At 59.1% G+C, this 25081-nt stretch carries 25 protein-coding genes and 2 tRNA genes; 11 read left to right on the forward strand and 16 right to left on the reverse strand.

All coding sequences use genetic code 11. The annotated features are described in order from the left end of the window. Positions 1-82 precede the first annotated feature (82 nt). Complete coding sequence (locus P8K07_12135) at positions 83-2422, forward strand: hypothetical protein (GenBank protein ID MDG1959265.1); 2340 nt, start codon at positions 83-85, stop codon at positions 2420-2422. Between the two features lie 47 nt (positions 2423-2469). On the opposite strand, the gene P8K07_12140 is transcribed toward P8K07_12135, so the two are convergent. Both P8K07_12140 and P8K07_12145 read right to left on the reverse strand, forming a co-directional pair. Then, positions 2470-3195, reverse strand: a complete 726-nt coding sequence (locus P8K07_12140) for a hypothetical protein (protein ID MDG1959266.1) — start codon at positions 3193-3195, stop codon at positions 2470-2472. Continuing rightward, positions 3192-3656: a molybdopterin-dependent oxidoreductase gene (locus P8K07_12145; protein MDG1959267.1), complete on the reverse strand. Its 465-nt coding sequence runs from the start codon at positions 3654-3656 to the stop codon at positions 3192-3194. The genes P8K07_12140 and P8K07_12145 overlap by 4 nt, the downstream gene beginning before the upstream one ends. A gap of 184 nt (positions 3657-3840) precedes the next feature. On the opposite strand from P8K07_12145, the gene P8K07_12150 reads away from it, so the two are divergent. Then, positions 3841-4893, forward strand: a complete 1053-nt coding sequence (locus P8K07_12150; protein MDG1959268.1) for a hypothetical protein — start codon at positions 3841-3843, stop codon at positions 4891-4893. A 77-nt stretch (positions 4894-4970) separates the two neighbouring features. Here the strand turns inward: P8K07_12150 and P8K07_12155 are convergent, their stop codons facing one another. Beyond that, positions 4971-6083 (reverse strand): S-(hydroxymethyl)glutathione dehydrogenase/class III alcohol dehydrogenase, encoded by a 1113-nt coding sequence (locus P8K07_12155; protein MDG1959269.1) that lies wholly within the window; start codon positions 6081-6083, stop codon positions 4971-4973. 103 nt (positions 6084-6186) lie between these two features. Between P8K07_12155 and P8K07_12160 the strand changes: the two genes are divergently transcribed. Continuing rightward, positions 6187-6408 carry an acetyl-CoA carboxylase biotin carboxyl carrier protein subunit gene (locus P8K07_12160; protein MDG1959270.1) on the forward strand — a complete coding sequence of 74 codons (222 nt, stop codon included), beginning with the start codon at positions 6187-6189 and terminating at the stop codon, positions 6406-6408. 48 nt (positions 6409-6456) lie between these two features. Beyond that, positions 6457-7455, forward strand: coding sequence for an LLM class F420-dependent oxidoreductase (locus P8K07_12165; GenBank protein MDG1959271.1), 999 nt, complete (start codon positions 6457-6459; stop codon positions 7453-7455). A gap of 7 nt (positions 7456-7462) precedes the next feature. Here P8K07_12165 and P8K07_12170 read toward each other — a convergent pair whose 3' ends face one another. After that, a complete protein-coding gene (locus P8K07_12170) occupies positions 7463-8413 on the reverse strand; it encodes a DUF368 domain-containing protein (protein MDG1959272.1) in 951 nt (316 codons plus the stop codon). A gap of 158 nt (positions 8414-8571) precedes the next feature. Here P8K07_12170 and P8K07_12175 point away from each other — a divergent pair, with 158 nt between their 5' ends. Further along, positions 8572-8994 (forward strand): hypothetical protein, encoded by a 423-nt coding sequence (locus P8K07_12175; GenBank protein ID MDG1959273.1) that lies wholly within the window; start codon positions 8572-8574, stop codon positions 8992-8994. Here P8K07_12175 and P8K07_12180 read toward each other — a convergent pair. After that, positions 8991-10136 (reverse strand): acyl-CoA dehydrogenase family protein, encoded by a 1146-nt coding sequence (locus P8K07_12180; protein MDG1959274.1) that lies wholly within the window; start codon positions 10134-10136, stop codon positions 8991-8993. The two genes, P8K07_12175 and P8K07_12180, sit on opposite strands and share 4 nt — an antisense overlap. Positions 10137-10286: 150 nt before the next feature. On the opposite strand from P8K07_12180, the gene P8K07_12185 reads away from it, so the two are divergent. Both P8K07_12185 and P8K07_12190 read left to right on the forward strand, forming a co-directional pair. Beyond that, complete coding sequence (locus P8K07_12185; protein MDG1959275.1) at positions 10287-11309, forward strand: glycosyltransferase family 2 protein; 1023 nt, start codon at positions 10287-10289, stop codon at positions 11307-11309. A gap of 316 nt (positions 11310-11625) precedes the next feature. Further along, on the forward strand, positions 11626-12375 hold the full coding sequence (locus tag P8K07_12190; protein MDG1959276.1) for a hypothetical protein: 750 nt from the start codon (positions 11626-11628) through the stop codon (positions 12373-12375). A gap of 267 nt (positions 12376-12642) precedes the next feature. Here the strand turns inward: P8K07_12190 and P8K07_12195 are convergent. Both P8K07_12195 and P8K07_12200 read right to left on the reverse strand, forming a co-directional pair. Further along, positions 12643-12714: transfer RNA gene (locus tag P8K07_12195), tRNA-Gly, on the reverse strand. 184 nt (positions 12715-12898) lie between these two features. Next, complete coding sequence (locus tag P8K07_12200) at positions 12899-13666, reverse strand: hypothetical protein (GenBank protein MDG1959277.1); 768 nt, start codon at positions 13664-13666, stop codon at positions 12899-12901. Positions 13667-13872: 206 nt separating this feature from the next. Here P8K07_12200 and P8K07_12205 point away from each other — a divergent pair, with 206 nt between their 5' ends. Further along, positions 13873-14955: a pectin acetylesterase-family hydrolase gene (locus P8K07_12205; GenBank protein ID MDG1959278.1), complete on the forward strand. Its 1083-nt coding sequence runs from the start codon at positions 13873-13875 to the stop codon at positions 14953-14955. Positions 14956-14999: 44 nt separating this feature from the next. Here the strand turns inward: P8K07_12205 and P8K07_12210 are convergent, their stop codons facing one another. After that, complete coding sequence (locus P8K07_12210; protein MDG1959279.1) at positions 15000-15275, reverse strand: hypothetical protein; 276 nt, start codon at positions 15273-15275, stop codon at positions 15000-15002. 26 nt (positions 15276-15301) lie between these two features. Here P8K07_12210 and P8K07_12215 point away from each other — a divergent pair, with 26 nt between their 5' ends. After that, a complete protein-coding gene (locus tag P8K07_12215; GenBank protein MDG1959280.1) occupies positions 15302-16480 on the forward strand; it encodes an acyl-CoA dehydrogenase family protein in 1179 nt (392 codons plus the stop codon). Continuing rightward, positions 16477-17268 carry a hypothetical protein gene (locus tag P8K07_12220; GenBank protein ID MDG1959281.1) on the forward strand — a complete coding sequence of 264 codons (792 nt, stop codon included), beginning with the start codon at positions 16477-16479 and terminating at the stop codon, positions 17266-17268. Before P8K07_12215 ends, P8K07_12220 begins: the two co-directional genes overlap by 4 nt. A gap of 58 nt (positions 17269-17326) precedes the next feature. Here the strand turns inward: P8K07_12220 and P8K07_12225 are convergent, their stop codons facing one another. Continuing rightward, entirely contained in the window at positions 17327-18223 is an 897-nt protein-coding gene (locus P8K07_12225; protein MDG1959282.1) for an SDR family oxidoreductase, read from the reverse strand. A gap of 103 nt (positions 18224-18326) precedes the next feature. Further along, positions 18327-19112, reverse strand: a complete 786-nt coding sequence (locus P8K07_12230; GenBank protein ID MDG1959283.1) for an exodeoxyribonuclease III — start codon at positions 19110-19112, stop codon at positions 18327-18329. A 63-nt stretch (positions 19113-19175) separates the two neighbouring features. Here P8K07_12230 and P8K07_12235 point away from each other — a divergent pair, with 63 nt between their 5' ends. After that, positions 19176-20351, forward strand: coding sequence for a glycosyltransferase (locus tag P8K07_12235; GenBank protein ID MDG1959284.1), 1176 nt, complete (start codon positions 19176-19178; stop codon positions 20349-20351). Here the strand turns inward: P8K07_12235 and P8K07_12240 are convergent. The 6 genes from P8K07_12240 to P8K07_12265 form a co-directional block, all read right to left on the reverse strand. Further along, complete coding sequence (locus P8K07_12240; GenBank protein MDG1959285.1) at positions 20320-21048, reverse strand: ABC transporter ATP-binding protein; 729 nt, start codon at positions 21046-21048, stop codon at positions 20320-20322. The two genes, P8K07_12235 and P8K07_12240, sit on opposite strands and share 32 nt — an antisense overlap. After that, positions 21045-21866, reverse strand: a complete 822-nt coding sequence (locus tag P8K07_12245; protein ID MDG1959286.1) for an ABC transporter permease — start codon at positions 21864-21866, stop codon at positions 21045-21047. The genes P8K07_12240 and P8K07_12245 overlap by 4 nt, the downstream gene beginning before the upstream one ends. After that, positions 21854-22837, reverse strand: coding sequence for a glycosyltransferase family 2 protein (locus tag P8K07_12250; GenBank protein MDG1959287.1), 984 nt, complete (start codon positions 22835-22837; stop codon positions 21854-21856). The genes P8K07_12245 and P8K07_12250 overlap by 13 nt, the downstream gene beginning before the upstream one ends. Next, the gene (locus P8K07_12255) at positions 22834-24060 is read right to left on the reverse strand and encodes an ABC transporter ATP-binding protein (protein MDG1959288.1); all 1227 of its coding nucleotides are present in this window, start codon (positions 24058-24060) and stop codon (positions 22834-22836) included. Before P8K07_12255 ends, P8K07_12250 begins: the two co-directional genes overlap by 4 nt. Next, positions 24060-24842: an ABC transporter permease gene (locus P8K07_12260; GenBank protein MDG1959289.1), complete on the reverse strand. Its 783-nt coding sequence runs from the start codon at positions 24840-24842 to the stop codon at positions 24060-24062. The genes P8K07_12255 and P8K07_12260 overlap by 1 nt, the downstream gene beginning before the upstream one ends. An 80-nt stretch (positions 24843-24922) precedes the next feature. Next, positions 24923-24996: transfer RNA gene (locus tag P8K07_12265), tRNA-Val, on the reverse strand. Positions 24997-25081: the final 85 nt, after the last annotated feature.

The raw sequence follows: 25081 nt of genomic DNA on the forward strand, positions 1-25081 counted from the left end.
CGGTTTGTGCTTGTCGAGGTACCCGCTCTATACGGTATGGTGCCACTAACCAGCCTGAGGGAATTCTATGCTCCGTTGCGTCATGATTACGATATCCATCCTGAGCCTTTTACTCGGGCTGGCCCCAGAAACAGCATTTGCGCATAGCGATCAGATTCCCATTGGCGGCGATCTGCTGAAAATCGACAACCGCAAGGAACCGGCAAAACACAAGTTCCTGTTCAAGGCGGTAAAGCAGATCAATATCGAGCCCCTGCACAACCCGGCCGTCACTGGATCCAAATTCCTGATTCGCTGGACGGGCGCCGATGCCGGGCGAAGCGAATTGGTCGAACTCGACCCGAGCAAATGGAAGGGACTGGGGAAACCGGCAGGCCTCAAGGGGTACAAATATACCGATCGGGCATCGGCCCGCGGCATCAAGACAATTATCTGGAAGCCGGGCAAAAGCGGCGGGATGCTGAAAATTCTCGGCGGTGGCGAAAATCTGGAATATACCCGCAGCATCCCCGCGAACCCGACCACGATGGAAGTTCATTTCAACGTGGAGAACGAGTGGTATTGCGCCAGCTTTGGTGGCGACGTGAGAATCGCCGCCCCTGATTTCTATCTGGCCAGAAAAGCGGAGGCACCGCCGGCCTGCCCGGAGACCCTCTGTGGCAATGGAATTCAGGAACTAGGTGAAGACTGCGACGACGGTAATCTGGACGAAGAAGACGGTTGCAGCAATACCTGCACGAATACCAGCGGCTGTTCCGGCGAATCCTTTGATTCCACATACGAGGGCATTCAGGCGAAAATTTTCGATGGCTACAGCTGCTCGGAGGCCTTCTGTCACGGCAGCACCTCCGGGCGCGTCAATCTCACCGACGGGAACTCGTACGCGGCGATCTTCAACCAACCCGCGAACCAGTCTTCACTGAAGCTGATCGAGCCCGGGGACCAGGACCTGAGCTTCCTCTACAGGAAAATCGCTGCCAAGACTCTCGGCGGCGAATATGCGAGTGGGCTGCCCGGCAGCCCGATGCCCAGCACCGGCAGTACTGTTCCCGCAGACCCTCTGCTGGCGCTCAGCAAATGGATCCGCGGCGGTGCGCCTGAGGACGGCGTCATTGAAGGTACCGCAGAACTTCTTGACGCATGCTTGCCCGATCCAACGCCACTCAAGGTGGAGCCTCTCGAGCCACCCGCGCCAGGAGCGGGCATTCAATTCTATGCGCCGCCGTGGGAACTTCCGTCGGGAAGTGAGCGCGAGGTTTGTTACACAACTTGCTACGACGTCAGTGATCAGGTCCCCGCTGCGGCCAAAACCGCCTGCCCGGCCAACTACGGCGGTGCGTCAAACACCTGTTTCAAATGGAATTCGAGCGTCATCCTGCAGGATGCCCAATCCCACCATATGATCACCACCATGTATAAAGGTGCCTCAGATTGGACGGATCCAAAATGGGGGGACTGGACCTGCCACGGCGGCGATCTTGCTGGCGCGCCTTGTAACCCTGATCCTGCTCAGGCTGAAGTTTCGGCGGCACTTGGTGGGGGCGATTGCGGTTCTCGTTCGGCCTGTTCGAGCACCGTCGTCGATTCGGTTGCTTGCACGGGCTACGGCCCGGACGACTATACGTTCTCCGTTTTCGGCGGAGGAAGCACGACCACCACAAGGTTCGGGGGCACGCAGGAATCTCGCCAGGAAGTCGTCATGCCAGACGGCGTCTTTAGCACTCTGCCAGAGCAAGCGTGCATCGTATGGAACTCCCACGCCTTCAATCTGACCGAAACAGACACGACGATGGAGGCGTATTATAACTTCAACTTTGCGGAACCATCGGATCAGGATCCGATGGTGGCGATTTTCGACGCAGATACGATTTTCGCCATGGACGTCCCCGCATTCGAGAAGCAGGAGGTCTGTGGAACATTCGTCCTCCCGCGAAACAGCTACCTCTTTGAGCTCAGCAGCCATGCCCACCGGCATCTCGAGAAGTTTCGGATTTGGTTGCCGCCGAACACCTCCAGCTACAGCGACGTACCGACCTCGACGCCGGACTATATCAGTCGGATCTACAACGATCCCGTGATCCAGCTATACCCGGAACCGATTCACTATCCGGCGACGCTCAACAACTATAATCGGCGAGTGAAATACTGCGCGGTCTACGACAATGGAGCGGATAATATTGAGGAGGTTCGAAAACACTCCGAGAGCGTGGGCCTCGTCGTACTCAACCCGTGCGAAGCGAACGAGAGACGTTGTATCGGCGGACCACGTCACGGACTCCTTTGTGCCGGTCAGAACAGCAATTGCGATACGACCCCACAAGCATCTGACGGGGTTTGCGATGCATGTCCGCTTCGTGGCGGGGTCACCACCCATGATGACATGATGATCATGCTGGGGAATTATTACGTCCCCGGGAATTAGGGCCACCGAAGTAGCGTGCGCGTCAGCGCGCCTGTCTGACCTTGAAGCTAAACCGGATCGCTATCCGATCCCAACGCCTCGGCGAAAGCGAGGGCTTCAGGCGAGATGCGGGGGCCGTCTTCGACCAAAAAAGCTGCGACAAGGATAGCCTCGGCGAGGAGACTGGCCGCAAACCCCACAGCAGGCCACGCGGCATGCCCATAGGCCGCAGACCCCAATAACGTGAACGTCCAACCAACGCCCCAGAATACCATCGCAACCATGGCGTAGGCCAAGCTGGCGGGCCCCACTCGGCCAATACGACTCGCACTCGCCGCACCCAGAAGAGCGAAAACGACTGCGCCCCAGCCGTTGCGCCCCCAGCCATCCGGCATTTCCGGGGCGAGCAGAAACAGGACCAACATCGGCCATAGCAGAAACGGAAGGCCTGCCATGGATTTGATCGACCCGGGAAAGGGCGGATCCCCACGCAATAGAATCAAGGGAGTCGGCACGCGCAGAGCAAGCAGCCAACATCCGCCAGCGGCGGCGTGACAAACAGTTACCCACGAGGATGAGCCGGGAAGGAAACGGCCGAGAATCGTGAGGAGCAGCGCTGCGGCGACTGCTCGACGCAACAACGGCACCTGATCTCGTGCGAATACCATCAGGCATGCCAATAGGGACAGATCGAACAGGATGGCGAACCAGACAGCGGTGGATGTCGAGCCGATAGAGGACCAAACTGCCCCCAGAAACGTCGCCGCAAGCGCGGCCAGAAAAGTCGCTTTCACGATCCGAGTCGGTGCAGGTCTTCATGCTCTGCCGCATTGGTCGGACGGGTGTCGCGGCCTGGCCCAACGGTCAAACGGAGGATTCCCAGAAATTTCACGTTCGCGCAGGCGTCGACGGCGCCGCTGTCGCAGGCTCCGGCCTCGGGCACGAAGAAACGGAAGGGGCCACCCAAATCGCGGGGCAGAGGATCCTCACCCAGACGATAAGCGACGATGCCGTTTTCGAGATCCTTCAGGGGAGCACTGGCGGAAAAACCGCCATCAGTGGATTCCAGGGTGATGTGGGTTGCCTTCTCTCCCGGATCTGCCGCTGCCAGAATTTCCCGCAACGGCACTCCGCTACCCTTACGGCCGGGCATCACATCTCCCAAATCCTTGATCTGACCCGAAAGCTCGCAAAGCTGAAGGAAATCCATGCGTTGCGGCTGGCGAACCTCGCCTGTGATGTCGAGCACGGTCATAAGCCCCAAAGTAGCCCGAAATCAAGGAGAATCAACGCCTCTAGGACATAAAGCACCTGCCATAGAGTCCGCTGGGGCAGTGCGATTTTTTCAGCTTGAACCCGAGACTTCGATCGAGCTATGATTAGGGCGAAGTCTGTCGCTCACCATCAGGTCCCACATCTCAGTCAGGAGAAAATTTATCGTGCGCATCTTTGCCTCAATCCTCATCGCAGTTGCCATTCTCTTTGGTGCCACCGACTCCGGCGCTGCCCCGGATGCGAGGGCCTGTGCTGCCAAGAAAAACATCGCAGCAGGCATCTACTTCAAATGCATGACTAAAGCCGAGGCCAAATTCGATATCAATCTAGCCGTCGGCAATCGCGTCCGCGCCAAGCGGAAATGCGCCGAAAGGCTCGAAAAATTCTATCTCCGTGCCGACAATCGATTCGGCGCAAACTGTGCGACATCCGCCGACTCCCAGTTGATCCAGCAGGACCTCGCGGCCATCACTGACAAAGTCACCCAGTGGTTACGCAGCGGGGATGGACCGGGGCCGATTTTGCCCGAGATCGAATGCGGCACCAATACCTTCTTCGACAGTGTTTCTCGAACGTGCACGGGCAGCCCGGTGCAGCCACCAAATCTCTGTGGCAATGGCGAGATCGACTCCGGTGAAGAATGCGACTTCCAGAACCTGGGCGCGCTTACCTGCAGCGATTACGAATACGACCGCGGCAATCTCGAATGCTCAGAGGGCTGCGTGGTCGACACTTCCGGCTGCTACAATGACGACAATCCCACCGGCAACCAGAGGTTCGAGGTCTTGGACAATGGAACCGTTCTGGACAGGCACCTCAATGTACATTGGGAAGGAAAATGGGATCCTTCACGTATAAACGTTTCGAGGCGCGACCTGAAATTCACCAAGCCTGCGATTGATTCCTTTTTCCTGCCGAGCCTGAATGGCCAGATCGGACCTTTCAGCACTCCCTTCGCTGGCTGCGACACCTGGAGGCTTCCCCGAGCCGAGGAACTGGCTTCCATGGCGGGAACAGGCTTCAATCAATGGCAGTGCAGCTCCATCGGTCTCCCCCCGGAACTCTGCCGGGATAATACCCGCCTCTGGTATTGGTCATCCACCGCAGTCGGTGACAGCGGAGACTTCGTCGGCATTGCCATACCCAGCGGTGAGACCAAGATCCTCACAGCAGGCTCCGACGAACGAGCCATTGCCGTCTGCGACATCACGGATTAGTCTCAAGTTCATTGCCCCAAGCGAGGGCCTTCCATCGAGCGCCCCGAATGCAGCATGCATTCGGGGCGCTTCTGGTTTCAATCGAAGAGAACGACGCTGCGAATCGACTTGCCTTCGTGCATCAAGTCGAAGGCCTCGTTGATCTCGGCCAATGGCATCGTATGGGTGATCAGCGGGTCGATCTCGATCTTGCCGTCCATATACCAGTCCACGATCTTCGGTACGTCGGTACGCCCCTTGGCCCCGCCAAAGGCAGTTCCCCGCCACACGCGTCCCGTCACCAATTGGAATGGACGTGTCGCGATCTCCTGGCCGGCGCCGGCCACACCGATGATCACGCTTTCGCCCCAACCTTTGTGGCAACACTCGAGCGCCTGGCGCATCGTATTGACGTTGCCGATGCACTCGAAGCTGTAGTCCGCCCCGCCACCGGTCAGGTCGACCAGATAGGGCACCAGATCGCCCTCGACTTCCGCCGGGTTCACAAAATCAGTCATCCCGAAACGCTCGCCAAGGGCCTTGCGTTCCGGGTTCAGATCGACGCCAACGATCCGGTTGGCCCCCACCATGCGTGCACCCTGAATCACGTTGAGACCGATGCCACCGAGGCCGAAGACCACGACATTGTCGCCCGCCTGCACGTTTGCGGTATTGATCACGGCGCCAATGCCGGTGGTGACACCGCAGCCGATGTAACAGACCTTGTCGAACGGCGCGTCCTCGCGGATCTTGGCCAGTGCGATCTCGGGCACCACCGAGAAATTCGCGAACGTCGAAGTCCCCATATAGTGGTAGAGGCTGTCGCCGCCGATCGAGAACCGGCTTGTGCCATCCGGCATCAGGCCCTGTCCCTGGGTTGCCCGGATCGCCTGGCAGAGGTTGGTCTTGCCGGACGTGCAATAATTACATTGGCGACATTCCGGCGTGTAGAGCGGAATCACATGATCCCCGGGTGCCAGACCTTTTACCCCGGCTCCTACCTCGCGGACAATGCCCGCGCCTTCATGGCCGAGAATTGAGGGAAAGATACCTTCGGGATCCTCACCCGAGAGCGTGAAGGCATCGGTATGACAGATCCCGGTTGCCTGCATCTCGACCAGAACCTCGCCTTCGGCGGGGCCCTCAAGATCCACTTCTTCAATGACCAACGGTTTTCCTGCGGCATGCGCCACGGCGGCTTTCACTTTCAAGGTCCGATCCTCCTGCCCTCCTTTGTGGCCTGTCGCGGCCCGGCTTTCAATGCTGAAAGCCCGAGCCTTTGGGATTTTTCCTCACTTCCAGTAGGACCAAGGCATGAGCGCCATCCTATCTGTACGTAGTCCCAGTGTCGGCCGGGTCCTCGAGATCCTGGTGGAAGTCGGGGAGACCGTGGAAGCCGAAGACGAACTGCTGATTCTCGAATCCATGAAACTCGAGATCCCGGTCAGCGCGACGCGCAGCGGCGAGATCATCTCGATCGATACCTCCGTCGAAGCTCAGGTCCAGACGGACGAAATTCTCCTGACGATTCGCTGACCTATCGTCAAGTTTGCACTTTTCGCCTGATCCTCTAGGCATTTCATCATGAAACTCGGATTGATGATTGGCTATTGGATGTTTGGCCCCGAAGACCCCGCTCCGATCGCGATCGAAGCCGAAAAGCTCGGCTACGATTCCGTTTGGACCGCCGAGGCCTATGGCTCGGATTGCGTGACCCCGCTGGCGTGGATCGCCGCACAGACCAGCAAGATCAAGCTGGGGACCAGCATCATGCAGATCTCGGCGCGCACGCCCGCGTGCGCCGCCATGACGGCCATGACGCTGGACCACCTCAGCAAGGGCCGCGTGATGTTCGGCTTCGGTGTATCCGGACCGCAGGTTGTCGAAGGCTGGTACGGCCAGGAATTTCGCAAACCGCTGGGCCGCACCCGTGAGTTCCTGACTCTGTTCCGGGAGATGATGAAACGCGAGGGACCTCTGGAGTTCCAGGGCGACCACTACCAGTTGCCTCTGGAGACAGGCTCGGGGCTCGGCAAGCCGCTCAAGCTGATCAACAAACCGCTGCGCAGCGAGTTGCCGATCTATCTCGGCGCCGAGGGACCCAAGAACGTGGCCATGTCGGCTGAGCTCTGCGACGGCTGGTTGCCGCTGTATTACTCGCCCTACCGCCCCGAGGTCTACGAAGATTCGCTCAAGAACGCTGGGCCCGACTTCGATGTGGCTTGCAACGTCACGGTCAACATCAACGACGACCTCGAGGCAGCGCTGCTGCCGGTCAAGTCCATGCTCTCGTTCTACATTGGCGGCATGGGCGCCAAGCACAAAAACTTCCACGCCAACCTGGTGCGACGCTTCGGCTTCGAAAAAGAAGTCGATCAGATCCAGGACCTCTTTGCCGAAGGCAAGCGCGAGGAAGCAGCCCACGTCGTCCCCGACTCGTTTGCCGACGAGATCTCTCTTTGCGGGCCGATCGATCGCATCAAGGATCGCATGCAGGCGTGGGAAGATTCCCGTGTCACCACCATGTTGATCGGGGACCGCGACCCGCGCAATCTGCGCGCGATCGCCGAACTGGCACTCTAGACGTTTCTCAGGCCGCTTTGCCGCGACCCGCGGCGAAGCGGTCGAGCAACATCACCAGCGCAAAACCGAGTACGGCAAAGAGGATCGGGAACCAGACCGAACCCGGCGCCTCCCAGGGCGCGACGTTCAGGAAGATCTTTTCCTTGAACTCCTTCATCACGGTTGTCGAGTCCTCGACCTTGAAAGGCCAGATCTTGCGCAGGCTGCCGAACATGAAGCCGCAAAGCACCGCCATGGTCAGCGATTGTGCCTTCTCGAGCAAAACCTTGAGGATCTTGCTGAAGGTCAGGATTCCGACCAGAGCCCCCGCCCCGAAGGCCAGCAGGGTGGTGATCCCCTCGCCGGTCAACTCACCGCCACCGAGGCCCTTGAGCACTCCCGTCACATGATAATACATCCCGAGGATCAGCAGGATAAACGATCCGCTGATGCCCGGCAGGATCATCGCGCAGATCGCGATCATCCCGCTGAAAAAGATGTAGAGCACGCTCGGGCTGGCGACGACCGGCACCTGACCCGTCAACCAGAACGCAAAGATCGCACCGGCGATCGCGGCAATGACAGTCGTCGGGTTCCAGTCCTCGATCATACGCGCCACCACCAGCGTCGAAGCGAGGATCAAGCCGAAGAAGGCGCCGAAGGTGCTCGGCATCTCATGCTCGAGCAAATGGTGCATCAACCCGGCCAGACTCAGGACACCAATGCCGATTCCGGCTACCAGGGCGATCAGAAACCGCAGATCGATGTGGCGTGCGGCATCCGCAATGCGTCGCTCGCGCACCGCAGCCAGAAGCGTCAGGTCAACGTGACTGATCGCTGTAACCAGACGCTCATAGATGCCGAGGATCAGCGCCACCGTGCCACCCGAGACGCCGGGCACAATATCGGCCCCGCCCATGCAAACCCCGCGCACCACCTGCTTGGCATCTTCGACCAGCGAATCTTCGGCATGTTCCATGCCCCGCAATTACCGCCCGGCGCTGCAGGACACAAACGCCCGGGAAGAATTCCGCCCGCAACCACAGTGCGCCATCCCCGCCTAATCCGCGCCGATCCCGATTGGCTTCGCAAGACTAATTTCTTGACTCCGGCCATGGGCCAAGCAACCATTCTGCGATGTCGGAGATGGGACCAACACCGCTCAAACCCCCCGGTCTCGCAGCAAAGCTCGCCTTGCCGATCCTGATGCTCCCGCCTTTGGCCCTGCTCTACTGGGCCTACCCCGAACCTACAGTCTATTTCTTCAAGGAATTTGCAATCTTCTACTCACCCGCTTTGATTGCAGCAGTCTGCGTCCATCGTTCGATGCGAAACGTGTTTCTGATCGGCGTGCTCAGCTATGTGCCGTTGGCTGTCTGGATCGGGCACGCCTATCTGGATCGTCCGGAATCCTTCCCCGGCTCGCTCTACGAATTCATCACGATGGGAAAATACAGGCCTACGTGGTTGCTTTTGACTGCCCCGATTCTTCCGATGTTGCTTATTCTCCACAACCACCGAAGTACTCTCCGGCAGCTGGAATCGGTAGATCCGGACTAGCGCTTGTATCGCGCCAGCAGGCCCTTGGCGACAACCAGTCGCTGGATCTCGTTGGTGCCCTCGCCGATGATCATGAGCGGGGCGTCGCGATAGTAGCGCTCGACGTTGAATTCCTGGCTGTAGCCATAGCCGCCGTGGATGCGCATCGCTTCGAGCGCGACTTCCTGGCACATCTCGGAGCAGAAGAGCTTGGCCATGCCGGCTTCGACATCGGTGCGCTCGCCGCGTTCTTTTTTCTCGGCGGCACTTTGCACAAGCAGACGACCGGCCTCGATCTTGGTGGCCATATCGGCCAGCTTGAGCTGGATTGCCTGATGGTTGCAGATCGGCTCGCCGAAGGTTTCGCGTTCCTGCGCGTAGCGAATCGCGTCTTCGAACGCGGCCTGCGCCACCCCGACCCCACGGGCGGCGATATTCACCCGGCCAACCTCGAGCCCGGCCATGATGTATTTAAAGCCCATGCCTTCTTCCCCGACGAGGTTCTCGACCGGGACACGAAAATCCTCGAAGGCCACTTCCGAGGATTCGACCCCCTTGTAGCCGAGCTTCGGAATATCCTTGCTGACCGTGCAGCCCTCGCCGACTTTTTCCGCAATCAGATAGCTGATGCCCCGGTGGCGTGGTTCGGCATCCGGGTCGGTCTTGACCACCAGACCGAAAAGCGTGCCGGTGCGCGCATTGGTCGACCACATCTTGTCGCCGTTGACGACATAATCATCGCCGTCGCGGACCGCGCGGGTGCGGATATTCTGCGCGTCGCTACCGGCATGGGCTTCGGTCAGGCCGAAGGCCGCGCGTTTTTCGCCGGTGGCCATCGCCGGCAGAAAGCGTTGCTTGAGTGCATCACTGCCAAAATTCTTGATCGAGAAAGCCACCATCAAATGGGTGTTGATGATGCCCGAGATCGACATCCAACCACGACAGAGCTCCTCGACCACCTTGGCATAGGTCACCACACCAAGACCGAGGCCGCCGTATTCCTGCGGAATGGTGGCGCCGAACAAACCCATTTCCTTCATCTGGTCCACGAGGTCCTGCGGGTACTCATTCGCGCGCTCCAGCCGGTTGGCGACCGGCTTCACTTCCTTTTCGACGAAATTCCGAACGGCTTCGATAAGATCTGCGTCTTCTTGCGTGCTCATGAGGTTCTCCTTCGTTTGCAAGAGTCCCATCGAGGCAACCGCTTGGCAAGCATGGCCCGTCAGGCATTCTTTTGCGGCCCAAGGTTGCCTTCCGCATCCCCATGAGAAATGACCGTTCTGGCGGCCCGAAAGCCCCCGGGAGCAGCTTTTTTGGACCAAAAACCCGCAACACAACCCTCGATCTCGGTGTTGATCCCCGCACGGGACGCCGCCGCCACCCTCGACGCCACGTTGGAGAGTGTGCGTCGCCAGACTCTGAGGGATTTCGAATGCCTCATTGTCGATGATGGCTCGGTCGATGCCACATCCGCGGTCGCCGCGCGCGTGACCAACCGGGACGCTCGCTTTCGTCTCATCATCACCGAGCCTCGGGGATTGGTCAGCGCTCTGAACACCGGACTCGCCGATTGCCGAGCGACGCTGATTGCCCGCATGGACGCCGACGACCTGATGCGACGGGATCGATTGGAGAAACAATATGCCGCCTTCGCCCGCGATCCGGACCTCGCGCTGCTCGGAGCCCATACGCGCATCTTTCCCCGCGCGCGGATGGGTCATGGTCTGCATGCCTATCAGGACTGGCTGCAATCCATCCGCACGCCCGCAGAAATTCGACGCGAACGATTCATCGAATCTCCGCTACCCCACCCGAGCTGGATGATTCGCCGATCCGTCCTCACCGAATTTCCCTATCGCGAGACCCGCTGGAGCGAGGACTACGATCTGATCCTGCGACTGGCCGAAGCCGACCGAAAGCTCGATATCCTGCCACAACGACTGCTCCTGTGGCGCGAACACCCCGACCGCCTGACACACCGAGCCGAGACTCTGACCATCGAGAGCTTTGTCGCCGCCAAGGCCCACTTTCTCGCCTCCGGCCCCCTGCGGGACTCGTCTCGATACATCCTGTGCGGCTATGGTCATACCGGACGTGCGCTGCGGCGTGCCTTGCTGGCGTATGACCGACAGCCCTCGCATATCGTCGACGTCCACCCGCGACGTCTGGGAAAGATCATCCACGGCGCCCCGGTCGTCCCGGTAACAGCCCTCCCCGGCCTCCCCGGCGAACCGATTCTGGTCTCGGTGGCCGGCGCGGGCCCACGCCAAAAGGTCCGCGCCGAACTGGCCGCAGTCGGACGAGTCGAGGGTCGCGACTTTTTCTGCACGGCATAGAGACGAACCCCGAGACGAAGCGCCACCCGCGATGCCCCACGGGGACCATCTCAGCCCGAACGCAGGCCACTGCCGGCCTTTTTCGTCCAATCACGCGGGGCTGGGCCGGCAAAAGGCGTGTCACAGCTGAGCCATCGCCCAAGCCACCCCCCATAAGATCCCTTTAAATTAGACACTTAGGATCTTTCGCCCAAGGCGGAACAAATTTCTCCCGTGTCACCCTCCGTGACGGCAAGTGTCACGCCCAAGGGGCAGGGACGACATCCCGTCGCTCCCACGAAATGAGTCGCCGCAAGCGACCAAGGAGGAAAGACCCATGAAAACGATCCAACTGACAAAGATCCTGAACTTCAAACGAACCCTGGCTGCGGCCGCTCTGGCCCTCGCCGCACTGGCGTATGCGACACCGGGGCAAGCAACGCCTCATATTATCAGTTTTGATTTTTCCGCACCGGGAGACTGCTCCGCATCCATCTTCGACGTCGCGGCGAAGTATTCATCTTGTACCCTCAAAGCAGAGGCCAAGGCGGCCAAACGTGGCGTCGAGCCGAATCTCGCCGCATGCGATGCAAAGATGGGCCGCTGGACGAAAAAATCAGAGAAAAAGTGCTGCAGCGATTCGATTGGGGACCCGGAAGAACACGAAGCCTGCATCGACAGTCTGGATGAAGCCATCGTGAGTGTCGGCGGTTCGGCGGAACCCGGCGGCGACGATGTCTACCAGGAGGATCCTGGATGCTCGGCCAACACCGGCGGTGCCTCGGATGGAAGCGGCGCCGATATCCTGGCATCACGCTACATCCTCGGCGATCTCTGCAACGACGCGCAGGACGAGGCGCGAAGCTTCCGCGATATGCTGGATGAATACGACTGCTGCGTCGCGACGAGCGGGTGCGCGGTTGAAGCCAGCTGGAATGGCGCCGAAATGTGCAACGAAATGTCCTGCAAGTGTGAGGATTCGACTTGGAACACCGCCGACCGTGCCTACGAGCAATGTGTCAGCAGCGTGGGAGGACAGGTGATCGAGGCGCCCAGTGAAGTCGCGGCCGACCCGGCCGGGATGTAGTCCGGTGCGAAGGCTTCGGCCGGTATGAGATACGTCTTCCCAGCCAATCTCGCAGGACCGCCCGAAGCTCTTTGCCGGTCAGGGGGGCAGCTCGACAGAGCTGCCCCCCTTTCCTGTTTCCTGCCTCCGCTGGCTGAGGATTTCCCCAGTGGAAGCGATCGGTAGAGCCCGGGAATCTCGTCCGGTGAACAAGACATTGGAAATGACGGCTGGAATAACCCGCCTCAACGCAAGAAACCCCCGGGGGAACCGGGGGTTTCTGTCGAGAGCGGGCGACCGGGATCGAACCGGCGACATCAAGCTTGGGAAGCTTGCATTCTACCACTGAATTACACCCGCGTATGCGGCTTGCTCTCGCCTCAGCTTAGCCTGAAAGCCCCCCCGAGCGAAAGGTCCGGGGCGATCCTGAAAAACACCCCACCCAAATCATTTCTGCCCGCAAGACGCCGCACCACGCCGCACCACGCCGCACCACGCCCCCGATCCGTCCAGGCCCGAGGGGAGGCCTCCCAACCGTTTTCGATCACCCGTCCTTCGGAGCTGACGATGGTTGCCCAACCGTTGGTTGCAGCACCGTCTTTTCCACCGTGTCGTCCCATCCGAGGCGAATCTCGAGGTCCCAGGTCGACGGACCTCCCTGTGCGGGGTTCACAAACGGCTTCTCGCCATTTTGCCCCCCGAAGGTGAAGGTCCCCTCGACCAAGGCCGCCGACATTCCGAAGGGCAACGAGAGTTGGCTCTGGATCTTGCCGAGTGCCATCACGGGGGCCCCCTGCGGGCCGATCGCCAGACGCCCGAATAGCGTCTGGGCCGAGGCCCCAAAGATCTGACCTCCGGGAAAGTAGTAAACGAGATTCTGGCCTTCCGGCGCATTCGGGGGAGCCACCACATACACGTCCCCGCGAATGGTATGCCGGCCCAGAACACTCGTAATCAAGACGCCGGAGCCAATCTTTGCCTGAGGAAACTTGTCGGCACAGATCGAACCGGCATCGGTGCCGGTTTCCGCCAACTGGCATTTTACAGCCATCGCCTGCGGATTGAGGCGGGCGCCGGCGGGCAGATCAATGGCCACGAGGTCCAGTTCTTCGTAGGTATCGCTCGTCGCCGTAAACGAAAATTGCGTCCCGGCTTTGGCGCTCGGCGCCGCATCCGTCAGGGACAGACCCACGCGATAGCGAGATCGTTCTCCGTCGGCCGCCGCGAAAGCCGGCAGCGCCACGACGAGAATCAGGGAGACCAGAGAAATCATGCTCGCTGCGGCGCGCGAACGTCCCACCGCAGACGCCATGTGGGCACCCCTGCCCCTTGCCCTGCTCCGTCTGAAGAAGGGTTCGCGTTTCTTGAAGCAGCGGATTTCGGCTTCTTCGTGATCCAGCGAGCCCACTTCGGGATCGTTCCGTTTTCGTTTTCCACCAATTGTATTCTCGAACAAAGCGTATCCTCCTTCGGCCATCTACGATAAGACTACAAATTGGAGGGATCATGCGAAAGTTGATGAAAATTTTAAGTGTTGTAGCGATCAGTGTCGGCCTGACGGCATGCGGCGGCAGTTCCAAACCGGCGCCTTACCCGGTCGCCGCCGAGCTGGCGGATCTCGGCTATGGGGAGTATCTCGGGGCCGCCACACCGGTGGCCACCGAGGTCGATGGCGAATGGACGCATCTGCGATTTGATCCCGCAGCCGAAGGACCGATCTGCCTGACGGGCGAGCCTTTCCAGCTCAGCTTTCGCGACGGCCCCTCCGATGAGGTGCTGGTCTTTCAACAAGGGGGTGGCGCCTGTTGGGATGACTACACCTGCAATGTCGCCCAGACGGCGACCACCAGAGCTGGTAGCCCGCCCAATGTCGGCATCCTCGCGCTCGACAATCCCGCAAACCCGTTCCGAGATTACGATATCGTTTATGTACCGTATTGCGACGGGTCGGTCTTCATCGGGGATACCGCGATCGACTATAATGGTCGCATCACCTACCACCACGGCCTGCAGAACCTTTCCGCAGCCATCACCGCGCTGACGGAGCAATTTCCCAACCCGTCTCGCGTCGTCGTCAGCGGGTCGAGTGCCGGAGGTTATGGCACCTATTCCGGATATGGAGTCCTGCGCGTCGCGCTGCCGTCCACCGAGATCATCATCTTCAACGACTCGGGCCCCGGCGTGCAGAACAAGGAGGCTTCACAGGATGTCCAGGACCGTCTGGCGAATTGGGACTTTGAACGCCTGGTGCCGCCCAGCTGCGTTCTATGCGACGACCAATATACCTTCCTGACCCACTGGGCGATGGAGCGTGACAAGGATCTGCGTGCAGCCCTCTACACCTACCAGCGAGACGGCGTGCTGCGCTTTTTCCTCGACCTCTCGGGACCCGGTTTCGAAAGCCTGCTCCTGACCAGCACCGACGAGTTGAAAGTCCTTACCGGCGACCGATTTGCCCGTTACTTCCCGAAGGGCAGTAACCATACGGTTCTGATGAGCAACTTCCTCTATGAGCAAACGATTGACGGCACACCCTTGCTCGATTGGCTGGATGCCTTTCTTGCCGACGACCAAGATGTCTGGAAAGACGTCATCGAATAAGGCAACTGCCGCGGGAGCGCGACCAGCCATGCCAGCAAGCGTGGTTAGCGTCCGCGCTCCCGACGCAAGGAAACCCCCGCCTCGCGCAGGCAGGCCTCAAACGCCTCTTCGGGGGTATCGGCTGTCACAGTCGCTTTGACCCGCGGGTCCTCAAGATCCTGAGCCCGGGCAAAGAAACCTCCGGACAGAAGATCTTCAAAGACCGTGAATCGCATCCAACCTCGGGCTTCGTCTCCAAAGTCCAGAACGAGTTCCGCTTCGGTCACAATTCGCCCTGCTTCAGCAATCGCCTCCGGCATCCGAATTTTTCGCCAATCCATATCAACCTGTGCTATCTCTTCTCGCGATGCCAATCGAGTCACCATGCGAAAATCTTCCCGGGCAGCTTGCCCCCCGTGAAAGCAGCGAAGAGCATCGCCTCTTGCGCGAAATGGTCGTCGACTTCGTCTGCAAGGAAGTCGAGCCCCAGGCCGCGCAATTCGATGAACGCGCGGAACTGAACCGGCCTCTGATTCGTCGTGCTGGCGAATTAGGCCTGCTGGGCCTGACCGTGCCCGAAGCCGATGGCGGCGCGGGCCTCGATGCGACTGCCGCTGTGATCGCCCACCATGAAATCTCCCGCAGCGATCCGGGGTTTTGCCTCGCTTATCTCGCGCACGCACTTCTGTTTGTGAACAATTTATATCAGGCCGGCAATGCCTCCCAACGCGAGCGCTTTCTGCCACCGACTCTATCCGGCGAGATCATCGGCGCCATGGGGATGACCGAGCCTGGTGCCGGCACCGACGTCCTCGGGATGCAGACCACAGCGCAAAGATCCGGCGATCATTATATTCTCAACGGGAGCAAAACGTATATCACCAACGCCCCCGATGCGGGTCTCTTTCTAATCTATGCCAAGGTCGACGGCCGGATCAGCTCGTTTGTCGTAGAAAAAGACACCGAAGGTTTTCAGGTCGGGCATCCGCTTCGAAAAATGGGCATGCGGGCGTCTCCCATGGCCGAACTCCACTTCGAGGAATGTCGCGTACCCGCAGAAAACCTTCTGGGGACCGAAGGCGGCGGGATCGTCCATATGATGCGGAATCTGGAAATCGAACGGATCTGTCTGGCCGCCATGAGCTTGGGGATCGCCGACCGCTGCCTGGCCGAAATGGTCCATTATTCGATCGAGCGAGAAGCCTTCGGCAAGTCGATTCTCGACTTCGGCCAGATCCAGCGCTACGTGTCCGACGCCTTTGCTCGGACCGAAGCCGCGCGAGCCTTGGTCTATCGCGTCGCCAGCGAAATGCACCCCGACAAGCGCAGCCGCATCGCATCGGATGCTGCGAAACTGTTTTGTGCTCCGGTCGGAAAATCGGTCGCGGACGATGCGATGCAAGTATTCGGCGGCGCAGGCTATTGTGCGGAATTCCCGATCGAGCGTCTGCTGCGCGATGCCAAGCTTCTGGAAATCGGCGGAGGCACCTTGGAATCTCATCAAAAGAATCTGGCGCAAGACCTGCGAAAGGCTCTCCACCCATGAACCGCTTTGAGATCCTCGTAAAGGCGACCCTGCAGATGTATGCCGAGGCTATCCGCGAGGGATCCAAAAGTCTGGTCGCACACTTCTGGATTGTGGGGCTGATTCCGGGTTACACGATGCTTCTCGGCCTCGTCGCAACTCTGGGCATGAGTCTCGGCTTTCTGGGCGGCATTCTCCAATATCTCGCGATGGCGGCCTTGTTGAGTTCGTTTTTGAGCATTCTGGAAGAGGCCGTCTCTCACCAACGCGTCAACTTCGCTGGTTTGGGTTCCACCTTCGGCCGGTATTTCAATTCCCTGATTTCGGTCCTCTTTATTTTCTGGATTCTGGATCTCGTGCTCGGGATGATCGGCCAAAATAGTGCCAACTCCCTCTGGCTGATTCTCTCTGTGAAGACTGCAATCTTTGTCGTCTTCAACCCGGTTCCCGAGCTGATCTATCAGGGAAGGCGCGACGGCATGGGCCTCCTCGAGGATGCCTATCGCTTTACGCTTGCCAACACGCTGGAGTGGTTGTTCCCGATGTTCCTGATCCTCGGCCCCATCTTCGCCATCGAAACGCAATGGGGCCTGGTCGTCATGTCGCAACTGAGCCCGACCAATGCATTGAGCATGATCAGCACCATCCTGATGCAAGGACTCCCCGCCAGCCCATGGACGACCATCCTGTCGACCCTGGTGGCCAGCGCCCTTCTGACCTGGATCATGCTCTTTCGGGGGTTCCTCTTCCGATCCCTGAATCGCGGTGGGCGCCGACAGCGAATCTTCATGAGTCGGATGCAGTCATAAAAAAAAGGGGTGGCCACACGCATGCGTGACCACCCCTTGTTCATCGAGATTTTGCTTTTCAGGCGTTCGGCTTTTTCTTCGCAGCCGCCGCTTTTGCGTACATTTCCAACTTTTCGAGAAGGCCCATCTTTTCCTGCCCGATCGTCGAATCAAGACGCTCCGCGATCGACTCCGGCGTCCAGCCGCCATCTTGATAGACGGCGCGAACCTCTTCGGGCTGATTCCAGACGGCAAGTTTTGTTCCCGCAACCGAGTACACCTGGCCCGTGACCTTGCTCGCAGCGTCCGACAGGAGGTAGACCGCCATCGGCGCGATATCTTCGGCCGATCCCATATCCGGAATGGCAAAAGGGACGTTCTCGCTCATCCGTGTCTTGGCCGTCGGCGCAATGCAGTTCGCACGCACGCCGTATTTGTTCAGACCCGCCGCGGCGCTGCGCACCAGAGAGACGATGCCACCTTTGGCCGATGCATAGTTCGCCTGCGCTACGGAGCCGGCAAAAGCGCCCGAAGTGAATCCCACCAACGAACCACTCTTCTGCTTGCGCATGACTGCCGAAGCCGCCCGGAAGAGCGTGAAATGCCCCTTCAAATGCGTCTCGATGACCGGATCCCAATCTTCCTCGGCCATATTGAAAAGCATTTTCTCGCGAAGGATCCCCGCGACACAGACCACGCCGTCGATCGTACCGAACGTATCGACGGCCTGCTGGACGATGCTTTCCCCACCCGCCATCTCCGCAACAGAGCTCGGGTTGGCAACAGCTTCGCCACCTGCAGCCTTGATTTCAGCGACGACCTCGTTCGCGGGTTCGCTGGTCGGCTCACTACCGTCCATCGACACTCCGTAGTCATTGACGACAACTTTGGCGCCGGCCTTGGCGCAGGCCAGAGCGACAGCGCGACCAATTCCTCGTCCCGCACCGGTAACAGCGATGGATTTTCCTTCGAGCATACCCACTAGGTGTTCCTCCGTTCTTTTCTGAAGACCCGGAAATCCTAGCTTTTCGTCCGTCAAAGCGCACCTATCGCTGAACGGCTGTCTTCCCAGTCATTCTCTAGCTCAAATCGAGGTCGATCCCGATCGGGCAGTGATCCGAGCCGAGGATCTTTGGTCGAATCCAGGCATCGCGGACCTTGGGCATCAGGTCTTCGGAAGCGAGCATATGATCGATGCGCCAACCGATGTTTTTCTCCCGGATCCCGAAGCGTTGGCTCCACCAGCTATAGGCGACATCCTCCGGATGAAAATGCCGAAAGGTATCGATCCAGCCTCGGTCCAGAAGTTCGCTGAAGGCCTCGCGCTCCTCCGGAAGGAAGCCACTGGTTTTCTGGTTCGGCTTGGGACGCGCCAAGTCGATCGCCTGTGGCGCCGTATTATAATCGCCGCAGATCAAAGCCGGCAGACCGGTTTCTCGCCGCGCCGCCTCTACAACATCAAAAACTCGGCGCGTGAAGGCAAGTTTGTAGGGCACTCGAGAATTGTCGCGATCCTTCCCGCTGCCGTTGGGGAAATATACGTTTGCCAGCAAGAGTCCGGGAAATTTAGCCAACTGAAACCGGCCCTCGATATCGTAGGACTCCTCTCCCAAATCGATTGAGAGATCGCTCGGATTTTCGCGGGACAGAAGACCCACACCGCTGTAGCCCTTCCGGCTGCGAGCCGCGTGCAGAGAAAAATGCGGAAAGCGCCGCAGGCGATCGATCTCGGCTGGTACATCCTCCAGCTGAACCCGGGTTTCCTGCAGGCCCAGAACGTCAGCCTTCAGCTTGCGAATCTCGGTCGTAAACCCCTTTTGCACACAGGCCCGCAATCCATTCACATTCCAGGATACAATTCGCATCCCCTCCCTTAACCCATCTCGGGAACGTTCGCAGTCCCCTGCCCGGGGCGGTAGGAAGAACGCATGAGTTCTGCCGCCGATCGCCTCCCGCGAATCGCAGCATTTTCCGAGCTGCGAATTCCTTCGGCGATTCTTGGCGTAGATCAGATTTTCGAATTTCTGGCTGCCACAGGTATTTGCGAATTCCGTGCATCCTCATCGCTCGAGTTCCGTCCCGAAGATCTCGCATGGGCCGACAGCATCATTCTCGTTCGAGGCGCCTCCCAGCAGGAATCGCGGATTCAGAAGGAGGCCCTTCGTCTAGGAAAACGCACGGCCATTTATCTCGATGACGACCTCGAAAACGTACCCTCGACGGCCAGCAGTGCGCTATTCTTCCATACGGCGACGGCACAGAAGGGCCTGCTCTCCATCCTCAAGGGTGCCGATCTCACTCTGGTGACCAACGAGTTCCTCGGACACTCCCTCGAGAAGCGCCACGGAGTGCAAGCAACCGTGCTGCGGCAGCCTCGACCTGCTCCGCCCATAACGCCGCCGCAGGCAGCCTCCGAATACGGAAACACGATTCGCATCGGATTTCTCGGCAGCTTCGATCACCACGCATTTCTGGAAGAGCTTCTCGAGGAACCGGTGAGGAAAGTTCAAGAAAAATTCGGACAGCAGGTCCGGTTTGTCTTCTGTGGAAGCGCGCCTGCTTTCGCTGCGGCGATCGGGGCCGAAGTCATTCCCTATGAAATGGATTTCCACGCCTGGCGGCAGCGTGCGGCGGGCCTCGGTATCGATATCGGGCTGGCTCCCTTGCCGAGCGCCGACTTTCATCGAGCCAAGTACTGGAACAAATACCTGGAGTACGGATCACTGGGGATTCCTGGAATCTATTCCGAAGATTCACCGAACGCGACGGTAGTCCGCTCCGAGCAAACCGGGTTGATTGTTCCCAACGAACCCGAAGCGTGGGGAAACGCCATCGAAAGGCTGATTCGCGATGAGGGATTCCGGGCAGATCTCGGACGTGCCGCAGCACAAGATGTCGAATCACGCTTCTCGGAGAAAGCACTCGCGTCACAATGGCGCGACGCAGTTCAGCCATTACTCGCACACAGGGCTCCAGCAACCGAGACGAGCGCGATCCGGATCGCGCAGGGGCCCTGGCAGCATTGGAGGGATCGCTACGCGCTTTATGGGGCGCGCCGAACCATCGCGATGCTCAGGCGACGGCTCCAGCGTAGGCGCGGATAACGGCCTCTGTCGGGCCATCTTCCCGCACCTCGCCTGATTCAACCCAGATACACCTGTCCGACATCGCCCGGATCGTTTCCATATCGTGGCTGATCAAAACAACCAGGGAAGCATTCTCGACCATGCTGTCGAGGCGCTCCTGCGCCTTTGCCTGAAATCGTGCGTCACCCGCCGCGACAATCTCGTCGAGCAACAAGACATCGGGCTGAATGGCTGTCGATACCGCAAAGGCCAGCCTGAGAAACATCCCGAAAGAATAGGTTTTGACAGGACGCTCAAGCGCCGTGCCCAACTCGGTGAACTCGGCGATCGCGGGGAGTGCCGCTTGCGCTTCGCTGCGCGACATCCCGAGCAGGAGAGCCCGGGTCAACATATTGTCGAACCCGCTGGCCTCCATTTCGAACCCGGTCGCCAACTCGAAAAGACTGGCGACGTCGCCCTCCACCTGAACGCGACCTTCCGTCGGGGTATAAATCCCGCACATCGTCTTGAGCAGAGTGGTTTTGCCTGCTCCGTTCCAACCGATGACGCCGACCCTCTCGCCGGTGCGGATCGTGAGAGAAATCTCATGCAGAGCGCGCACGCCATCATCGTCCATTTGCGCTGTGGCTCCGCTGAAAAAACCGGCCAATCGATCTCGCAGACGGAAACCGTTCTTGCCCGGAAAATGTAACGATACCTTCTCGAGATCGATCATAGCCAGAATACCACCGAAGAACGCGAGCGTCGGAGAGCAACGATCGCGAGCGGCACCAGAAGCAGCAGGACAATCGCCGAGGCGATATAGTGAGAGAGTGGCGGGAGGTCGCCGAAAACAAGAGGGGTCCGAACAAGCATCAGCAAATGGTAAACCGGGTTAAAGGTGAGCAGCCAGGATAGCCCATGCTCCACAAGCATCTGAGGCGGATACATAATCGGGGTCGCGTAGAATAGAGCCTGCACGCCAACCGTCTGTACGTATGTGAAATCGCGCACCATCGTATTGAGGACCGCCGAGAGACTGGCCAGAGCGATCCCGAAAATCAGCCAGGCCCCAAGAGCCGGCAGGATACTTAGCCAGGAAGCATTGATGGTGCCGCCCAGAACGACCGTCACCAGCGTGGCCGCAAAGAGGCCAAAGCAGAGCGCCGCGAAGGCACCGAACGCCATACGGAGAGGATAAGCCGCCAAAGAGACGTTCGGGACCTGCTTGATGTAGCCCTCGGCCGCGATGAAGGCGATCGCGCCGCCTTCAAGGCAGGCAACGAAAAAGGCCCATAAGGTCAGATTCACGAACAAATAGGGCAAGAACTCCGCGAGTCCCTGATCAAAAACCTTGGCGAACACCGCACCGATGACCAAAGACATCCCGAGCGGCGACAGGATCGCCCAGAGCATTCCAAGGCCGGTAGAGGTGTAGCGTCGCACCAGATCCAGGCGCGCCAACTGCCAGGCAATCGATAATGTCTGCTGGAAAGCCTCCTGCTTGCGGGGAGCTACCAATATCTCGCCGGGCGAACCTTTCACTGGAACCATGCCATGACCTCGGATGATGGGCGCCGGCGCCGCGACTCAATCCAGCGATGCTGATCCCTTCCATGTCGCCACCCACGCAAAGCTTCGCCGAGTCCGGGAAGTGACGACCATTCACGAAATAGACACCCACCCACCACAATCAGATCACGGAAGACTCCCGGCCATCCGCAATGACGCCAGGTCGTGGCATCCGCATTCTTCCAGCGCATCAGAAAACGATTGCGCACCGAATGGCGATTCAAAACAGCAGAGACCTCTGACCTTCGTTCGGGCAACACGGAGCGCACGTGATACCCGATCGCTGCCGGCACGTAAAGGCAGTCCCAGCCAAGGCTTTGCGCACGCCACGCGACGTCCGCATCTTCTCGATAGGAGAAAAAGTCCGGATCGAAAAATGCACCCTCTATCGAAATATCCTCGATCATCGAGCGTCGGTACATCGCGGCAGCTCCGGAGGCTCCGAAAACCAACTCTTCGCAATCCCAGGAACCGTCGTCCAACGCCCCCGACCCACGATCCAGATGTCGAAAACTGCGAAACATTTCCATTCCTGCCGAATCAATTTTCGCGGGGCTGAGCGGATTCAGGTTCGCATCCATGCGTCGAAGCTTCCCACAGAGAGTTCCCATCCGTTCGCTCGGATTTCGAGAGAGGGCTGCCGACAACTCTGCGAGAAAATCATGCTCGAGACGAGCATCCGGGTTCAGCGCGAGAACCCAATCCGAAGTGGTCCGTGCGATCGCACGGTTCTGGCCCCTAGAAAACCCCAGGTTTTCTCGCGCCTGATCGACAAAAGTGACGACCGGATGATTCTCGGCAATCCGAATACTTTCATCGGTGGAACCATTATCCACCACCACTACCTCGAAAGGCATCCGGGTCTGTCCGGCCAGGGCATCGAGGCATGCAGGCAAATAGGCAGCGCTGTTCCAGCTCACGATCGTCACGCTGATTGTGCTGGCATGACTCATGGCTTCACCCAGTCGGCCGCTACCGGCAACTGAGCAACCCCGGTGAAAGTCGATTCATCATGATCGACCACTTGAAACACCAGCGCCCGATCCCACCAATCGTAGTTTTCCTCAAGATGTGTCGCGCCACGGTGCAAGGCGATCGATACCGAATAGCTGCCCGGCCCCAGCCGCAACTCAGTCGCGAACGAAACCTGCAAGGTCGTCGCCGCGCCCTCCGGTGACTCCAGTTGGAGATGGTGGGTATTGGTCCCGAAAATTTCATTGCCCAAACGGTCGCGAATCAGGAAGCCGACGCTTGGGATCGCGCAGTCTTCATCGCGCGAAAATTCCACGGAGAGCCGAACCGGGGTGCCGACCGGGAAGACCTGCGACGGGGCCCCGTCCTTGTCCAGAAGTTCGACCTGCCGGATGCATGCGCCGCCCACCCCGGTGCGCGTCGAAACCTCACCGTCACCCATCTCATTCTGCTCGATTGGCGTGGCTGCCCCCTCCTTGGCGGCAATCCGGGCGTTATAGAAGTCATAAACCGTGGATGGTTTCCCCTCACAAACGACGGTACCCCGATCCAGCAGAAGAACTCGGTCACAGAGGGCTTTCACAGCGCCCGGGTCGTGCGTCACGAAAAGCACCGTTGTCCCTGCGGCACGCATTTCGTGAATGCGCCCCATCGATCGGTGCTGGAAAAACATATCACCAACCGAGAGTGCCTCATCCACAATCAGCACATCAGGCCGAACGGCTGTGGCCGCGCTGAACGCCAAACGGACCTGCATACCGGTCGAATACGTTCGCACGGGCTGATCCATATGATCGCCCAATTCCGAAAACTCCTGAATCCAGGGCAGAACATCCCTGATTTCAGGTTCGCTCATACCCAGAAGTTGGCAGGAGAGGCGAGCATTCTGCCAACCCGTGAAATCGGGATGGACACCGATCCCCAGTTCCAGAAGGGCTGCAACCTTGCCTGTAACCGAGAAACTTCCTTCCGTGGGGGATGTCGTCCCGGTGAGCAAACGTAACAGGGTGCTTTTTCCCGCGCCGTTCATCCCGATAATACCCAAAGCCTCTCCAGCCTCCACGTTGAAGCTGATATCCCGGAGGGCCCAATCGAGCGTGTGCAGGTCGCGGCGAGAGCCCGGCAGCAGTTCCCAGAGGCGGTGTCGCGAGCGCTGATAGCGGCGGTAGGCCTTACCCAGACCGGTGGCGATAATGCGACTCATCAGAGGAAGTCCGGCATCTCTGCGGCAAAGCGGCGATGCGTGGCGCGTGCCAGAAGTGATAGAACCCCGATCGCAATGACGATGGGTAACAAGCTACCGAGGCCCGGAGCTTCGGCACCCAGAACGATCGCCTGGTAGCCCTCGACGACGCCCGTCATCGGATTGAGGGCCAGAGCCGATCTTGCCCAATCAGGTAAAACACTGCTGGGGTACACAACCGGCGTAAACCAGAACCAGTACTGAGTGAGAATACCGGTTGCGTGGCCAGCATCCCGGAAAAAGACGTTCAGAACGCCAAGCGTGATACCTAGCGCCAATGCAAGAAGTTGCTGGAGCAGGAGCAGCGGTATGAATCGAAGAAGATCCCAACCCGGGAAATGCCCTGTCACCAGAAGAATCACCGTCAGTACCCCAAAAGTAACGGCGAAACTCATCGCGGCGGAAACAAAGACCATCGCGGGCAAGGCAAGCCGAGGGAAGGCCATCTTCTTGATCAGATTTCCTTCCTCCACGAAAATACTCGTGCAGCGCTGGAGGGTGTCGGCAAACAGGCCCCAGGGCAAGACTCCGGCGCAGAGAAAGATGCCGTAGGTCGAACCGCTCTCCATGCCGGGGAGGCGATGACCCATGATCTTGCCGAAAACAATCGTATAGATCAGGATCAGAGCCAACGGATTCAGGACCATCCATAGGGCTCCAAGCAGAGACCCCATATAGCGCTGACGAAAGTCCTTCCCGGCGAGGCCAAGAATGAATCGTCTATAGTCCCAGATTCCTCGCATTTACCTGCTCAACCGTGCCAGATGTCCTGAGCAGTTGCGAGGAGGGGTCGCCGCAAAGGTACGTTTGCGGCGGAGTTTAGTGGTCGCACCCGGACTCGAACCGGGGACCCCCGCCATGTGAAGACGATGCTCTAACCAGCTGAGCTATGCGACCATTGCTTTGGGTAGCAATCGAAGCCGATACAGAAAAGGGGTGGTCCCGAAGGAACCACCCCTTAATTCACAACACCATTTGGCGA

Source organism: Candidatus Binatia bacterium, assembly GCA_029248525.1.
Classification (GTDB): domain Bacteria; phylum Desulfobacterota; class Binatia; order UBA12015; family UBA12015; genus UBA12015.

Excerpts from the sequence above, each read along its gene's own strand:
- P8K07_12255 (MDG1959288.1), bottom strand. The coding sequence starts at position 24,060 with ATGAGTCGCATTATCGCCACCGGTCTGGGTAAGGCCTACCGCCGCTAT.
- P8K07_12200 (MDG1959277.1), bottom strand. The coding sequence starts at position 13,666 with ATGGCGTCTGCGGTGGGACGTTCGCGCGCCGCAGCGAGCATGATTTCT.
- P8K07_12230 (MDG1959283.1), bottom strand. The coding sequence starts at position 19,112 with ATGCGAATTGTATCCTGGAATGTGAATGGATTGCGGGCCTGTGTGCAA.
- P8K07_12180 (MDG1959274.1), bottom strand. The coding sequence starts at position 10,136 with ATGAGCACGCAAGAAGACGCAGATCTTATCGAAGCCGTTCGGAATTTC.
- P8K07_12235 (MDG1959284.1), top strand. The coding sequence starts at position 19,176 with ATGAGTTCTGCCGCCGATCGCCTCCCGCGAATCGCAGCATTTTCCGAG.
- P8K07_12210 (MDG1959279.1), bottom strand. The coding sequence starts at position 15,275 with ATGGATTGGCGAAAAATTCGGATGCCGGAGGCGATTGCTGAAGCAGGG.
- P8K07_12175 (MDG1959273.1), top strand. The coding sequence starts at position 8,572 with ATGTCGGAGATGGGACCAACACCGCTCAAACCCCCCGGTCTCGCAGCA.
- P8K07_12205 (MDG1959278.1), top strand. The coding sequence starts at position 13,873 with ATGAAAATTTTAAGTGTTGTAGCGATCAGTGTCGGCCTGACGGCATGC.
- P8K07_12245 (MDG1959286.1), bottom strand. The coding sequence starts at position 21,866 with ATGGTTCCAGTGAAAGGTTCGCCCGGCGAGATATTGGTAGCTCCCCGC.
- P8K07_12160 (MDG1959270.1), top strand. The coding sequence starts at position 6,187 with ATGAGCGCCATCCTATCTGTACGTAGTCCCAGTGTCGGCCGGGTCCTC.
- P8K07_12225 (MDG1959282.1), bottom strand. The coding sequence starts at position 18,223 with ATGCTCGAAGGAAAATCCATCGCTGTTACCGGTGCGGGACGAGGAATT.
- P8K07_12240 (MDG1959285.1), bottom strand. The coding sequence starts at position 21,048 with ATGATCGATCTCGAGAAGGTATCGTTACATTTTCCGGGCAAGAACGGT.
- P8K07_12145 (MDG1959267.1), bottom strand. The coding sequence starts at position 3,656 with ATGACCGTGCTCGACATCACAGGCGAGGTTCGCCAGCCGCAACGCATG.
- P8K07_12215 (MDG1959280.1), top strand. The coding sequence starts at position 15,302 with ATGCCAATCGAGTCACCATGCGAAAATCTTCCCGGGCAGCTTGCCCCC.
- P8K07_12190 (MDG1959276.1), top strand. The coding sequence starts at position 11,626 with ATGAAAACGATCCAACTGACAAAGATCCTGAACTTCAAACGAACCCTG.
- P8K07_12135 (MDG1959265.1), top strand. The coding sequence starts at position 83 with ATGATTACGATATCCATCCTGAGCCTTTTACTCGGGCTGGCCCCAGAA.
- P8K07_12220 (MDG1959281.1), top strand. The coding sequence starts at position 16,477 with ATGAACCGCTTTGAGATCCTCGTAAAGGCGACCCTGCAGATGTATGCC.
- P8K07_12165 (MDG1959271.1), top strand. The coding sequence starts at position 6,457 with ATGAAACTCGGATTGATGATTGGCTATTGGATGTTTGGCCCCGAAGAC.
- P8K07_12170 (MDG1959272.1), bottom strand. The coding sequence starts at position 8,413 with ATGGAACATGCCGAAGATTCGCTGGTCGAAGATGCCAAGCAGGTGGTG.
- P8K07_12260 (MDG1959289.1), bottom strand. The coding sequence starts at position 24,842 with ATGCGAGGAATCTGGGACTATAGACGATTCATTCTTGGCCTCGCCGGG.
- P8K07_12250 (MDG1959287.1), bottom strand. The coding sequence starts at position 22,837 with ATGAGTCATGCCAGCACAATCAGCGTGACGATCGTGAGCTGGAACAGC.